The sequence below is a fragment of the Streptomyces bacillaris genome (assembly GCF_003268675.1).
GTDB lineage: Bacteria > Actinomycetota > Actinomycetes > Streptomycetales > Streptomycetaceae > Streptomyces > Streptomyces bacillaris.
Genome location: NZ_CP029378.1, coordinates 7,447,936 through 7,461,230, shown reverse-complemented (window position 1 = coordinate 7,461,230; position 13,295 = coordinate 7,447,936). Strand labels below are relative to the sequence as shown.

At 73.9% G+C, this 13,295-nt stretch carries 10 protein-coding genes, 1 pseudogene and 1 riboswitch; of the genes and pseudogenes, 4 read left to right on the top strand and 7 right to left on the bottom strand.

The genetic code is table 11. The features are described from left to right. Positions 1 to 100: 100 nt before the first annotated feature. From DJ476_RS32585 to DJ476_RS32575, 3 genes are read left to right on the top strand one after another with little or no spacing between them, the layout of a single operon-like run. A complete protein-coding gene (locus tag DJ476_RS32585) occupies positions 101 to 1,462 on the top strand; it encodes a bifunctional o-acetylhomoserine/o-acetylserine sulfhydrylase (protein ID WP_103419117.1) in 1,362 nt (453 codons plus the stop codon). Then, entirely contained in the window at positions 1,459 to 2,670 is a 1,212-nt protein-coding gene (gene metX, locus DJ476_RS32580) for a homoserine O-acetyltransferase MetX (protein WP_103419118.1), read from the top strand. The genes DJ476_RS32585 and metX overlap by 4 nt, the downstream gene beginning before the upstream one ends. Next, complete coding sequence (locus DJ476_RS32575) at positions 2,667 to 3,941, top strand: sulfite oxidase (RefSeq protein ID WP_112492193.1); 1,275 nt, start codon at positions 2,667 to 2,669, stop codon at positions 3,939 to 3,941. The genes metX and DJ476_RS32575 overlap by 4 nt, the downstream gene beginning before the upstream one ends. Here DJ476_RS32575 and DJ476_RS32570 read toward each other — a convergent pair. After that, positions 3,934 to 4,872, bottom strand: a complete 939-nt coding sequence (locus DJ476_RS32570) for an adenosylcobinamide amidohydrolase (protein ID WP_241565633.1) — start codon at positions 4,870 to 4,872, stop codon at positions 3,934 to 3,936. The two genes, DJ476_RS32575 and DJ476_RS32570, sit on opposite strands and share 8 nt — an antisense overlap. A 218-nt stretch (positions 4,873 to 5,090) precedes the next feature. On the opposite strand from DJ476_RS32570, the gene DJ476_RS32560 reads away from it, so the two are divergent. Continuing rightward, complete coding sequence (locus DJ476_RS32560; RefSeq protein WP_103419121.1) at positions 5,091 to 6,134, top strand: PRC and DUF2382 domain-containing protein; 1,044 nt, start codon at positions 5,091 to 5,093, stop codon at positions 6,132 to 6,134. Between the two features lie 133 nt (positions 6,135 to 6,267). On the opposite strand, the gene DJ476_RS32555 is transcribed toward DJ476_RS32560, so the two are convergent. The 6 genes and pseudogenes from DJ476_RS32555 to DJ476_RS32530 all read right to left on the bottom strand — a co-directional run bounded on the left by DJ476_RS32555 (position 6,268) and on the right by DJ476_RS32530 (position 13,254). Further along, positions 6,268 to 7,053 carry an ABC transporter ATP-binding protein gene (locus tag DJ476_RS32555; RefSeq protein WP_103419122.1) on the bottom strand — a complete coding sequence of 262 codons (786 nt, stop codon included), beginning with the start codon at positions 7,051 to 7,053 and terminating at the stop codon, positions 6,268 to 6,270. After that, positions 7,050 to 8,114 carry a FecCD family ABC transporter permease gene (locus DJ476_RS32550; RefSeq protein WP_381248206.1) on the bottom strand — a complete coding sequence of 355 codons (1,065 nt, stop codon included), beginning with the start codon at positions 8,112 to 8,114 and terminating at the stop codon, positions 7,050 to 7,052. Before DJ476_RS32550 ends, DJ476_RS32555 begins: the two co-directional genes overlap by 4 nt. Next, positions 8,111 to 9,160 carry an ABC transporter substrate-binding protein gene (locus DJ476_RS32545; protein WP_112492191.1) on the bottom strand — a complete coding sequence of 350 codons (1,050 nt, stop codon included), beginning with the start codon at positions 9,158 to 9,160 and terminating at the stop codon, positions 8,111 to 8,113. The genes DJ476_RS32550 and DJ476_RS32545 overlap by 4 nt, the downstream gene beginning before the upstream one ends. A gap of 62 nt (positions 9,161 to 9,222) precedes the next feature. After that, a riboswitch (cobalamin riboswitch) is annotated at positions 9,223 to 9,409 on the bottom strand. A 115-nt stretch (positions 9,410 to 9,524) separates the two neighbouring features. Beyond that, positions 9,525 to 10,765 (bottom strand): annotated as a pseudogene (locus tag DJ476_RS32540) (beta-ketoacyl-[acyl-carrier-protein] synthase family protein). Continuing rightward, the gene (locus DJ476_RS32535; RefSeq protein ID WP_239009276.1) at positions 10,762 to 11,043 is read right to left on the bottom strand and encodes an acyl carrier protein; all 282 of its coding nucleotides are present in this window, start codon (positions 11,041 to 11,043) and stop codon (positions 10,762 to 10,764) included. The pseudogene DJ476_RS32540 and the gene DJ476_RS32535 overlap by 4 nt, the downstream one beginning before the upstream one ends. 120 nt (positions 11,044 to 11,163) lie before the next feature. Further along, the gene (locus DJ476_RS32530; RefSeq protein WP_208853553.1) at positions 11,164 to 13,254 is read right to left on the bottom strand and encodes an acyl-CoA dehydrogenase family protein; all 2,091 of its coding nucleotides are present in this window, start codon (positions 13,252 to 13,254) and stop codon (positions 11,164 to 11,166) included. Positions 13,255 to 13,295: the final 41 nt, after the last annotated feature.

Here is a 13,295-nt window from a genome sequence, read left to right as displayed (position 1 = left end):
CGGCACGTCCTACGGTCCGTAATCAGCCCGGTGCCGCCCGGGCTGCCGCCGACCGGCGGACGTACGCCGTACGGCGACCGAACCACGTGCGAGGAAACACATGAGCCAGCCCCTCGACTCCGTCACCGCAGGCCACACCCCCGAGGACACCGACCGCCGGAAACCCGGGGCCGCCTGGTCGTTCGAGACCCAGCAGATCCACGCCGGAGCCGCCCCGGACCCGACGACGGGCGCCCGCGCGGTGCCGATCTACCAGACGTCGTCGTTCGTCTTCCGCGACACCCGGCACGCCGCGGACGTGTTCTCCCTCGCCGAGCCCGGCAACATCTACACCCGCATCCACAACCCCACGCAGGACGTCCTGGAGCAGCGGATCGCCGCGCTGGAGGGCGGGGTCGCGGCCGTGGCGCTCGCCTCCGGGCAGGCGGCCGAGACCCTGGCGCTGCTGACGCTGGCCGGTTCGGGCGACCACATCGTCTCCTCGCCCTCGCTCTACGGCGGCACCTACAACCTCTTCCGCCACACCCTGCCCCGGTTCGGGGTCGAGGTGACGTTCGTCGAGGACCCCGACGACCTGGAGGCCTGGCGGGCCGCCGTCCGCCCCAACACCAAGGCGTTCTTCGCCGAGACGCTCGGCAATCCGCGCGGCGACGTGCTGGACGTCCGGGCGGTGGCCGACACCGCGCACGCCGCCGGGGTCCCGCTGATCGTGGACAACACCGTGCCGACGCCGTACCTGCTGCGGCCCATCGAGCACGGCGCGGACATCGTCGTCCACTCCGCGACCAAGTTCCTCGGCGGGCACGGCACCACCATCGGCGGGGTCGTCGTGGACGGCGGCACCTTCGACTTCGGGGCGCACGCCGAGCGCTTCCCAGACTTCCACGAGCCGGACCCGAGCTACCACGGGCTGCGCTACTGGCCCGCCCTGGGACCGGGCGCCTTCGCCATCAAGCTCCGTGTCCAGCTGCTGCGCGACCTGGGCCCGGCGCTCTCCCCGCACTCTGCGTTCCTGCTGCTCCAGGGGGTGGAGACGCTGAGCCTGCGGCTGGAGCGGCACACCTCCAACGCCCTGGAGCTGGCCCGCTGGCTGGAGGGGCGCGACGAGGTGGAGACCGTGCACTACGCGGGTCTGCCGTCGAGCCGCTGGTACGAGGCCGGGCAGCGCTATCTGCCGCGCGGCGCGGGAGCGGTGCTCTCCTTCGAGCTGAAGGGCGGGGCCGAGGCGGGCAAGCGTTTCGTGGACGCGGTGGAGCTGTTCAGCCATCTCGCCAACATCGGTGACGTACGGAGCCTGATCATCCACCCCGCCTCCACCACCCACAGCCAGCTGACGGAGGAGCAGCTTCTCCTCACCGGCGCCACGCCCGGTCTGGTGCGGCTCTCGGTCGGTCTGGAGAACGTAACCGACCTCAAGGCCGACCTGGACGCCGGGTTCCGGGCCGCGAAGGCCGCGTCCTGAACCGTACGACCGCGCCCGCCGCACTTCCCTTCCCACCGGCCTCCGGCGGCCGGCGGGAGGGGGACCCGCCCGGTCGTCGCCGCTGGGTGACGATCGAGGACCCGCTGCCCCTGGAGTCCGGCGCCCGGCTACCGGGGGTCCGCCTGGCGTACGAGACCTGGGGGCAGCGGGCGGCGGACGGCTCCAATGCCGTGCTGGTCCTGCACGCGCTGACGGGCGACAGCCATGTGGCCGGAGCCGCCGGTCCCGGCCACCCCGCCCCCGGCTGGTGGGACGCGCTGGTCGGCCCCGGCCGGGCGCTCGACACCGACCGGTGGTTCGTCGTCGCCCCGAACGTGCTCGGCGGCTGCCAGGGCAGTACGGGCCCCTCTTCCCCGGGGCCCGACGGCGCGCCCTGGGGTTCCCGGTTCCCGTATCTGACGGTACGGGACCAGGTGGCGGCCGAGGCGGCGCTCGCCGACGCGCTCTCCGTCGAGCGGTGGGCGGCGGTGATCGGCGGGTCCATGGGCGGGATGCGGGCCCTGGAGTGGGCGGTGAGCAGACCGGAGCGGACCGGTTCGCTGCTGGTGCTCGCCGCCCCGGCCGCCGCCTCCGCCGAGCAGATCGCCTGGGGCTCGGTGCAGATCGACGCGATCCGCTCGGACCCGGGGTGGCGCGGCGGCGACTACCACCACGCCCCGCCCGGCACCGGTCCGCACCGGGGCCTCGGCCAAGCGCGCCGCATCGCCCACATCACGTACCGCAGCGAGCCCGAACTCGCCGTCCGCTTCGGCCGGGAGCCACAGCCGGGCGAGGAGCCGCGGCGCGGCGGGCGCTATCAGGTGGAGTCCTATCTCGACCACCACGCGGGGAAGTTGGTGCGCCGGTTCGACGCGGGCAGCTATGTGACGCTCACCGAGGCGATGAACGGGCACGACGTGGGACGGGGCCGGGGCGGAGTCGAACAGGCGCTGCGCCGAGCCGAGTTGCCCGCGCTGGTGGCAGGCGTCGACTCGGACCGGCTCTATCCGCTCTCCCAACAGCGGCAGTTGGCGGAGCTGCTGCCCGGCTGCGACGGACTGCGGATCGTCGAATCTCCTTACGGCCACGATGGGTTCCTCATCGAGACGGACCAGGTCGCCTCTCTCGTAAGGGAGTTGCTGCCCACGGTCCCGTCCGCTCCCCCTGCCGCCTCCCCACCGTCCCTCCCCCACCAGGAGCTGCCATGACCCCACTGTCCCCGGCCTCCGAGGCCGCCTACGACCGGATACGGCTGCGCCAGTGGTCCGCCGGGCGGGCGCGTTCCGCCGGGATCGACCGCCGCGATCTGCTGCGGCTCGTCGCGGCCGCGACGGCCGCCGTACCGCTGGCCTCCGTCACCGCCCCGGCCCGGGCGGCGGCTCCGGCCCCCGCCGCCGGGCTGCCCGGGGTCGTCAAGCCGCTGCCTCCGGAGCTGTTCACGCTGCGCGGCACCAACGCGGAGACCAACTTCGCCGCGCTCAAGGGCACCGGGCTGCTCACCCCCGCCGACCGGTTCTTCGTCCGCAACCACACCGCGACCCCGGACATCGACCGGGCCACCTGGAAGCTGACGGTCTGGGGCGACGGCCTCAAGGGCGGCCCGGTCGACTTCACGTACGCCGATCTGCTGCGGCTGCCCTCGGTCACCCGTACCGCCTTCGTGGAGTGCGCGGGCAACGGGCGCAGCTTCTTCGCCTCGCAGCAGGGGCAGCCGGTCAGCGGCACGGCGTGGACGCTCGGGGCGATCGGCACGGCCCGCTGGCGCGGGGTGCGGCTGGGCGATGTGCTGCGCCGGGCCGGGATCGGGCGCCACGCGGAGGACGTGCTGCCGCGCGGGCTGGACGCCGAGGTGGTCACGGACGGAGTGAGCCTGGGCCGGGTGCGCCGTCCGCTGCCGGTGGCGAAGGCGCTGGACGACGTGCTCCTCGCGTACGAGATGAACGGCGAGCCTCTGCCGCCCGACCACGGGTACCCGCTCCGGGTGATCGCGCCGTCCTGGGTGGGCATCGCCGACGTCAAGTGGCTCGGGGACATCGAGGTGAGCGCCGAACCGCTGCTCACCCCGTGGAACACCGGCCTCTACCGGCTCTTCGGCCCCGGCTACCCGCCGGAGGGCAGCGCCCCGCTGACCCGGCAGACCCTGAAGAGCGCCTTCGAGCTGGAGCGGGGCGCCACGTTCCGCGCCCGTCGCCGTACGGTGCTGACCGGCCGTTCCTGGTCGGGCGGGGCTCCGGTGCGGTCGGTGGAGGTCAGCACCGACGGCGGGCAGCGGTGGCGGCCGGCCCGGCTGCACGACGTGCCGCGGGCCGGGAGCTGGGTGCGGTGGTCGGCGGACTGGGTGCCGGTGCGGACGGGGCCGGTCGAGCTGCTGGCGCGGGCCACCGACCGGTCGGGGCGTACGCAGCCGAAGGAGACCGCGCACAACACGCAGGGGTACCTCTTCGACGCGGTGGTGCGGCACCCGGTGACGGTCAGCTGAGGTCCCGCGCCGGGCGCGCTCCGGCCAGTACGGCGGTGTGCACGGCGCGGGCGATGCGCGCGCCCCAGGGGGAGCGGGGTCCGGCGAATGGCTCGCCGCCGTCGGGCCCCGGCTCGGGGGCGGCGATACAGACGGCGTCCGTGGGGGTGCCGGAGCAGTCGAGTCCGGCGTCCAGGAGGGCCTGGACCTTGGCCTCGGTGGCGGTGGCGACGGCGTTGACCAGGGCGGCGTCGGAGAGGGCGACGGGGAGTCCGACGACGATGTTGACCGTGCCGGGCCGGGGCGGGGTGCGGGGTTCCGTGCCGGGGGCCACAGGTTTGGGAGCCGTGGTTTCGGGCGTCGGGGTTTCAGCGGCCACGAACTCCGGGGCCGTGGTTTCGGGCGTTGAGGTTTCGCCGGTCGCGGTTTCGGCGGCCGCGCGTTCCGGGGCTGCGGTCTGGGAGGCCACGGTATCCAGAACCGTGGTTTCGGGGGCCGCCGCCCAGCCCCGTACGCCGAGGCCCGTGGTGACGGTCGCGGTGACGCCGCCGTCGTGGCCGGTCGTGTACGCGGCGACCTCGGCGGCGGTCATCAGCCCGACGCCCGGGCCGGTGAGCCCTTCGGCGGCGGCGATCTCCGCGAGATGGCGGTCCGGGTCGAGGCGGGGATAGCCGCCGGGGACCTGGGCGTTGAGGATCCAGGCGCGGGGGCCGATGCCGCCGCCGAGCACCGCGCTGCTGCACACCCGCACCCCGGGGCCCAGCCGCCACACCAGGTGGTGGAGGTGGTGGCCGTCCTCGTGCCGGTCGCGAAGCTCGGCGCGCGGTTCGCTGCGGGGTTCAGCGCATCGGCCGGGCAGGTGGACACGTACGGAATCGATGGCGCACCCCTGGTGGCTCGGCGGGACCGGCTCTGGCCCGTCCTCCCGGGGCCGCCGCGCTCCGCCGATCATATGCGGGGCCCGCACCCGCTCACCCGATTGGCCTAACCGGGTCACGGGCCGCCGGGCGGCTCCGTACGGGGCCAGCAGGGTCCCCGGGGCCTCCGGGGGCCCTTCGGCCGGGTGGCCGGGCGGTTGCACCGTCCAACCGGGTGAGGCGCGATGGAAGCCGGACGTGCCACATCTGGTGGAGCCACCCACAGGGCGCGCCCAGCGAGGAGGGTTCGGTTATGGGAGCCGCTGACGGTTTCACGGATTCCGGAGAGCTCGACGGTCTGACCGTGTACGACAACGAGGGCGAGAAGGTCGGCAGTGTGGGCCGGGTGTACGTCGACGACGACACCGGCAAGCCCGACTGGGTCACGGTCAAGACCGGCCTGTTCGGCATGAAGGAGAGCTTCGTACCGCTCGCCGGAGCCCGTCGAGTGGGCTCCGACCTGCATGTCTCGCACTCCAAGGAGACGGTCAAGGAGGCGCCCCGCGTGGACGCGGACGCGCACCTCTCCGTCGCCGAGGAGGAGGAGCTGTACCAGCACTACGGCATGACCCGTAAGGCGGGCAATCTCGGCGGTGACGCCAAGGGCACCGGCACGGGTACCGGCGCCGACGCCCGGACCGTCGCCGGAACGGGCGCCATGGGCGCGGCCGGAGCGGGTGCGGCGGGCACGGCCCGAGGCACGGGCACGCCGCCGCCGAGCGCCAAGGCGACCGGCCACACCACGACGGGCACGGGCGCCGCGGGGACGACGGCCGGAGCCGGCATGGCCGGTGCGGGCGCCGGTACCGGCAGGCACCGCGACACCTCCGCCACCTCCAGGCCGCTCGCGGGCGCGGGCGCGTCCCGGGGTGCCGACATGAGCGGCAAGGACGAGCTGATCCGCTCCGAGGAGCAGCTGCACGTCGGTACGGAGGAGTACGAGAGCGGCCGGGCCCGGCTGCACAAGTACGTGGTGACCGAGGAGGTCACCCGGTCCGTTCCGGTCTCCCACGAGGAGGTGCGGGTGGTCCGCGAGCCGTTGCAGCCCGGTGAGAAGGTGACCGGTACGACGGACTTCGGCGAGCAGGACGTGGAGGTCACCCTGCACGCGGAGCGCGCCACCGTGCGCAAGGAGGCCGTCCCGGTGGAGCGGGTGCGGCTGGAGACCGAGCGGGTCACCGAGCAGAAGGAAGTCTCGGCCGAGATCCGCAAGGAGAAGATCGACTACGCGGACGGCAAGGACATGGGCACCGGCAAGGACGCCGGTGGCGAGTTCGGCCAGGGGCGCCGCCGCTGACGGCACCTCCTTCCGGCGGCCGGAAGGCCGCTCCCATGTCCTCGACCTCCGGGCGGGCCCGTACGACGGGTCCGCCCGGCGGGCTGTCCGGGACCGGTGCCTCCTGCCCGGCATTCATGCCGGACCCCGACGGCTACCGACGCGGCAGGAACCGTACCGAAGGTCGTCCCTCCGGCCCGTCCGGGGTGACGACCGCACGGACCCCGTACACGTCCTCGATCAGCTCCTCGGTGAGGACCTCGGCCGGGGTGCCGCCCGCGACGACCCGGCCCGCCTTCATCACGGTGATCCGGTCGCAGAACATCGCGGCCAGGTTGAGGTCGTGCAGGGCGACGACACTGGTCAGGGGCAGTGCGGCGACCAGGGCGAGCAGTTCCAGCTGGTGCTGGATGTCGAGGTGGTTGGTGGGCTCGTCGAGGAGGAGTTCGCGGGGCTGCTGGGCGAGAGCGCGGGCGATCTGGACGCGCTGGCGTTCGCCGCCGGAGAGGGTGTGCCAGGACTGGGCGGCCCGGTCGGTGAGCCCGGTGCGCCGCAGGGCGTCGGTGACGGCTTCCTCGTCACCGCGGTCCGGGGCGGACCAGGCGCGGCGGTGCGGGATGCGGCCGAGGCGTACGACATCCAGGACGCTCAGGTCGACCTGGGTGACGGCGTGCTGGTCGACCACGGCGATCCGGCGGGCCACGGTGCGGCGGCCGAGGCCGGTGAGCGGGTCGCCGTCCAGGGTGACGGTGCCGGTGTCCGGGGCGAGGAGCCCCGCGAGGATGCGCAGCAGGGTGGATTTGCCGGAGCCGTTGGGGCCGAGCAGTCCGACGGTGGCGCCGGGTGGCGGGGTGATGTCGACGCCGTCGAGGATGAGCCGCCCGCCCGCCTTCCGGCCGACCCGTTCGGCACGCAGGCCGCCGCCGGTGGTGGGGCTCATGAGGCGCTCCGGGTGCGGTACAGGACGAGGACGAAGGCGGGGACGCCGATCAGCGCGGTGACCACTCCGACGGGCACTTCCTGCGGGTCCAGGACGGTCCGGGCCAGGGTGTCGACCCAGACGAGGAAGATCGCCCCGGCGAGCGCGGTGACCGGCAGGAGCCGCCGGTGGCCGGAGCCGGTGAGCGCGCGGGCCGCGTGCGGGAGGACGAGGCCGACGAAGCCGATCGCCCCGGCCGAGCTGACGAGGGCGGCGGTCAGCAGGGCGGTGGTGCACAGCAGCACGATCCGGGTGCGGGCGACGTCGACACCGAGCGCGGCCGCGGCCTCCTGCCCGAAGGCGAAGGCGTCGAGCGTACGGGCGTGGGCCAGGCAGATCACCAGGCAGACGGCGAGGACGGCGGTGCAGAGGGCCACTTCGCCCCACCCGACCCCGCTGAGCGAGCCCAGCAGCCAGAAGAGCACTCCGCGGGTCTGCTCGGCGTCGGCGGAGGTCATCACGACGAAGGAGGTCAGGGCGGAGAAGAGCTGCATCGCGGCGACCCCGGAGAGGACCACCCGGTCGGTGGTGGCGCCGAGGGTGTGGCTGAGCAGCAGGACCAGGGCGAAGGAGCAGAGGGCCCCGACGAACGCCCCGGCCGAGAGCGACACCGCTCCCCCGCCGACCCCGAGGACGACCACCACGACCGCCCCGGTGGAGGCCCCCGAGGAGACGCCGAGGACGAAGGGGTCCGCGAGCGGGTTGCGCAGCAGGGACTGCATCACCGTGCCGCACACCGCGAGCCCGGCCCCGCACACGGCGGCGAGCAGGGTGCGGGGCATGCGCAGGTTCCAGATGATGCCGTCCCGGATCGGGCTCAGCTCCGAGGTGCCGAAGCCGAGGTGGGAGGCGACGGCGGACCAGACGTCGGGGACGGAGATCCGGGCGGGCCCGATCGTGACGGCGACGGCTGTGGAGAGCAGCAGGAGCGCGAGTCCGCCGGTCCAGAGCAGCGCCTGGAACGGCGCGCCCACCCGCCGTGCCCCGGGGGACGTCTTCGCCGTCGGGTGGCCGGCGCTCACCCCGTGAGTCCGAAGTCGCGCAGCCCGGCGGCGACGCGCTCCAGTCCTTCGACCGTCCGGATGGTGGGGTTCATGGCCTGGCCGCTGAGCAGCACGTAACGGCGGTTCTTCACGGCGTCCATGGTCCTGGTGACCGGGTTGGACTCCAGGAACTCGATCTTCTTCTCGGCGCTCTCGGCGGTCTGCATGGTGCGGCTCAGGTCGCCGATGACCAGGACGTCGGGGTTGCGGTCGGCGACGGTCTCCCAGCTGATCTGGGGCCATTCGTCGTGGGTGTCGTCGAAGACGTTCTTCGCGCCGAGTTCCCTGGTGATGACGCCGGGGGCGCCGCAACAGCCCGCGAGGTAGGGGGCCTTGGAGTCGGAGAACCAGTAGAGGAGGGAGGCCTTCGAGCCGTCGATGCCCTCGGTGGCCTTCGCGACCCGCTCCTGGAGCTTCTTCACCAGGGCGTCGCCGCGCTCGGGGACGCCGAACACCTGGGAGAGTTCCCGGACTTCGGTGTAGACGCTGTCCATGGTGAGGGGCGCGGTACGGGCTCCGTCGCCGCCGCCGCTGTTGTCCTTGCCGACGCAGTCGGCGGGCGAGATGTAGGTCGGCACGCCCAGCTTCTCGAACTGTTCGCGCGGTGCGACGCCGCCCTTGGCGAGGGTGGAGGCGAAGGAGGCGGAGAGGAAGTCGGGCTCCTTGTCGAGGACCTTCTCCGAGGAGGGCCGGTTCTCGGAGATGCGCTCGACGCCCGCGTTGGCCTTCTCCAGGCCCTTCATGACCGGGTCGCTCCAGGTGGCGGTGCCCGCGAGCCGGTCGGCGAGGCCCAGTGAGAGGAGGATCTCCGTCGATCCCTGGTCGACCGAGACGGCCCGCTGGGGCGGCGCCTTGACGGTGACGGTGCGCCCGCAGTTCTTCAGGGTGACGGGGAAGCCGTCGGCCTGGTCGCCGCCCTCGGCGGAGGATGTGGTGGTCCCGCCGCCGCAGGCGGTGAGCAGGACGGCGGCGGCCGCGAGGAGGGCGGCGGTACGTATCGGGGCGGGGGTGGCCTGGGGCAGCACGGAGGACCTCGGTTGTCTCTGGGCCCAGCCGCGGAGCCCGTCGTACGGTTCCGTGCCCCGGGTGCGGGGCGCGGGTGCCAGCAGGTCTTCGGACTCGGGTTCGTCCGGGCGGGACGCCTTCCCGGAGCGTGTGGGTGCTCCAGTGGCCGTGGCCCCGCCCGTCCCCCTCACCGCTGCGCGTCAGTTCCGGTCTCGCACCGGATTCCCTGACCCCGTCGCCGGGGTTCGACTGGCCCCGGCAAGCTATCACGGGCCTTCGCCCAGGTCGGAGCCGGTGCGCGGGCCGCTCCCCCGTGGGCCGGTGCGGCGCGGGATCGTCCCGCCGCACCGGCCCGGCCGCCCCTCAGGGGGCCTGTCGGACGGTCTACGGGGCCTCCAGGGCGATCACCGCGTTCTGTCCGCCGAACCCGAAGGAGTGGCTGACGGCCCGTCGTACGGGCACCTCACGCGGGGTCTTGGTGACGCAGTCGATGGCGAACCCGGGGTCGGGGGCGTCCAGGTTGGCGATCGGCGGGACGATGCCGTGCTGGAGCGTCAGGACGGTCAGCCCCGCCTCAATGGCCCCGGCCGCCCCATGCAGTGGCCCAGGACGCCCTTGGGGGCGGTGACGGGCGGCCGGTGCGGGTAGGCCCGGCCGATGAGGGCGGCCTCGGTCGCGTCGTTCAGGGGCGTCGAGGTGCCGTGCGCGTTGACGTGCTCCACGTCCTCGGCCCGCCAGCCCGCGTCCCTCAGCGCCGCCTCCACGGCGGCCTGGGCGACCGCCCCGGAGGGGTGCGGGGAGGTCGGGTGGTGGGCGTCGGTCGTGGCGCCGGTGCCGGCGAGCAGCGCTCGGGGGGCCGCTCCCCTGGCCCGGGCGTCCGCCGCCCGCTCCAGGACCATGATCGCGGCGCCTTCGCCCATGACGAGCCCGGCCCGGTCGGCGGCGAAGGGGCGGCAGAGGCGGGCGGGGTCGCCGCCCTCCGGCCCGTCCGCGTCCCGCAGGGCGGCCGCGCCGGAGCGGGCGAAGCCGGTCATGGCGACCGGGAAGACGATCGACTCGGTGGCCCCGGCGATCGCGATGTCGCACTGGCCGAGCGCCAGCATGTCGCGGGCCACGGAGAGGGCGGTCACCCCGGAGGAACAGGCCGTGCAGGGCGCCAGGCTGGGGCCGGTGGCCTTCATCTGGATGGCGATCTCGGCCGCGGGCATGCTCGGGATGGTGAGCAGGATGCCCGAGGGCGAGGTGGCCTCGGGGCCGCGCCGCTCCAGGGCGACGGCCTGTTCGGTGAGTCCGGCGGAGCCTCCGCTGCTGGTGCCGACGACGACGGCGACGCGGGCGCCGTCCCAGTGGGCGGGGTCGAGCCCGGCGTCGGCCACCGCCTCCCGTGCGGCGAGGACGGCGAACTTGACGTACCGGCCCATCCGGAAGGCGCTGCGGCCGCCGACCGCTCCGTCCAGGTCGATGCCGGTGACCGTACAGGCGAAGTCGACGGCGCAGCCGTGCAGTTCGGGGACGGTGCGGGCGAAGGAACCGCCTCGGCAGACGCCGTCCCAGGTGGTGTCGGTGGTGTGGCCGGCCGGGGTGATCATGCCCAGGCCGGTGACGGCGATGGCGGGTCGGTTCATCGGGTGTTGCTCACCGGCACCGCACTGCCCGCCGCCTCGCCGCCGACGGCCGCGTCGATGAACGCGGTGATGTCGGCGAGCGTGGCGTCCTTGTAGAGCTTCTCGGAGTCGGCGGTGACCCCCAGGGTCTCCTTGATGATGACGGCGAACTCCGCGACGGCCAGGGAGTCCATCTCCAGGCTGTCCATCGTGGACTCCGGCAGGATCTCGGCCGCGGGCACCTTGAACGTCCCGGTGAGTACCTCGGTGATCTTCGGGTGGATGGTCTGGGTCTGCACGGCGTTTCCTCTCATCGGTTCATCGGCCCGCCGACGGCTTCATCAACCCATCGGGGGCTTGACGCGGGGCGGGTGGCTGAAATCAGCCCCCGCCGAAGTAACTGGATGAAGATCTTCCGGTTACGCCCTGGGGCGAACCGATTCATCTGCGCCCACCTGCGGCTTCTCGAACCACCGGGAGAGCACGGATGTGGTCCCCCAGTACGCCAGCAGCACCCCGCGCGTCCCGAGCGCCGCGACCTTCTCGCGCAGCGGCCGCCGCCGCTTGCTGCCACAGGCGGGCCGCAGGAAATCCGCCGTACGACGCCCGGCCCCGGCGCCCGTACGGGTGCCGCTCCCCTCTCCCGTGCGGCTGCCGCTCCCGCCCGAAGCGCCCGCCCCGGTCCCTGCCGGCCCGCGGTCCCGGTGCCAGGGCCCCTCCGGGTCGTCGTAGGCGTCCGCGTAACCGGGTCCGGCGATCGGCCAGTCCGACATCAGCCGCTCCGGCAGCGCGAAGGACCGCACCAGCTCGGGGGCGTGCCGGGCGACGGTCGCGATGAGCCGCTCCTCCGCGTCGGGCAGCGCGGACACCTGTCCGGCGGTCAGCCGTCCGGCGGCGAGGAGGTCGCCGCTGTTGCGGGCGATCCACCGGAGGGCGAAGAGCCGGTGCAGCTCGGTGAGCCGCTCGCGGGCCGGTCCTTCGGGCAGTGCGGCCACGGCCTGTTCGAACGCCTCGCCCGCCTGCCGGTAGCCGTACGCCTCCACCCCGCGCAGCGCCGGGCCCGAGGCGGCGTTCCACCGGCCGAGCGGGTCCCCGGCCGGGGCGGCGCTGATCCGCTCCCGGGCGCGGTCGAACCAGATGTCCTCCACCGCCGCGAGCAGCCGTCCCAGGAAGTGCGGGTCGTCCAGGTCGCCGGGCCCGTCCCCCTCCTCCTCGTCCCGGACCGTGACGCCGAACAGCATCTCGGCGGCGGCCTTGGCGTGGACGGCGAGGTTGTCGCCCTCGGCGGTGATCGCCCCCTCGATTCCGGTGAACAGCTCGGTCATGCCGTTGTTCTCCAGCAGCCCCTGCGCCCCGCACCGCTCCCGGCACTCGACGATGACGCCGCGCGCCTGCCAGGTGATCCACCCCTTGGCGACGGCGACCAGACGCTCCGCCTCGGCCCGGTCGGCAGCCGGGGCGGACTCCCAGCGGTCCAGTGCCCTGCGGTGCAGGAGGCTCATCGCGAAGACGGTGGCCATCGCCCCGGCGAGCGGGCCGTGGTGGCTGCGGTGCGCGTAGACGGGCACCCGCCGGTCGCCGCGCGCCCCGGAGACCAGCCGGTGGCCCGCGTACCGGATCGCGATCGCGAGGGTGACCCGGGCGGAGCCGACGGCGCAGGCGCTCATGGAGAGCTTGCCGGGGGTGACGCGCCCGATGGAGAGGAGGAACCGCCTTCTGCGGTTGGCCAGTCGGCTGGTGAACCGGCCGTCCGCGCCGATCCGCCCCTGCTCCCCGGCGAGCAGCGCCTCGCGCGGGACGAAGTACCGGTCGAAGGAGGTGAGGCAGTGGTCGACCGGGGAGCCCATCCGGGCGGGCAGCCGCCGCACCCGTACGCCGGGCAGCGCGGCCACGGCATCGGTGAGCGGGGCGAGGAAGAGGAAGACCCCGTGGTCGGTGCCGTCGGCGAGGAGCCGGGCGGCGACCACTCCGGTCTTGGGGCCCCCGGCGGGGCTGGTGTTGGGCATGAACTTCTGGGCGCCCGCGTGCGGGGTGTGCAGGACGAAGCCGTCGCGTTCGGGGTCGTACGTCGCGGTCGTCTCGACGGCCGCCGCGTCGTTGCCGTGCGCCACCTCCGTACAGAGGAAGGTGCCGATGTTCCGCAGCTCCAGGAAGTCCGACAGGTCGCGGAGCGTGCCTGGGTCGTGGTCGAGGAGGGAGCCGAGGAAGAGGTTGTAGTGGATGCCCGCGACGGTGGTCAGCGCGGGGTCGACCGGGCCGAGCCATTCGTGCAGGGCGGCCAGGGCGCGGGGGTCGGCGGCCAGCCTCGCGCCGCTGTCCAGTGCGTCGTTGAGGATGCGCAGCCGGTGGTAGGAGAGGGCGAGCCGCTCGTCGGGGGTGCCGCCACCGGGCCGCCGAAACGGTTCTGTTGTGATCAGCCGACGCCAGAAGGCGTGCTCCTGGCGGAAGTTGTCACCGTAGAGCGTTCGGGTGAGCAGATCGATCGTCGTGGACGGGGGCGTTTCATGCATGAATACGGTCACGACAGAGTAACGATCAAGGAACGGCGAGG

Coding starts and splice junctions, on each gene's coding strand:
- DJ476_RS32585 (WP_103419117.1), top strand. CDS start 101: ATGAGCCAGCCCCTCGACTCCGTCACCGCAGGCCACACCCCCGAGGAC.
- DJ476_RS32575 (WP_112492193.1), top strand. CDS start 2,667: ATGACCCCACTGTCCCCGGCCTCCGAGGCCGCCTACGACCGGATACGG.
- DJ476_RS32560 (WP_103419121.1), top strand. CDS start 5,091: ATGGGAGCCGCTGACGGTTTCACGGATTCCGGAGAGCTCGACGGTCTG.
- DJ476_RS32530 (WP_208853553.1), bottom strand. CDS start 13,254: ATGCATGAAACGCCCCCGTCCACGACGATCGATCTGCTCACCCGAACG.
- DJ476_RS32570 (WP_241565633.1), bottom strand. CDS start 4,872: ATGATCGGCGGAGCGCGGCGGCCCCGGGAGGACGGGCCAGAGCCGGTC.
- DJ476_RS32555 (WP_103419122.1), bottom strand. CDS start 7,053: ATGAGCCCCACCACCGGCGGCGGCCTGCGTGCCGAACGGGTCGGCCGG.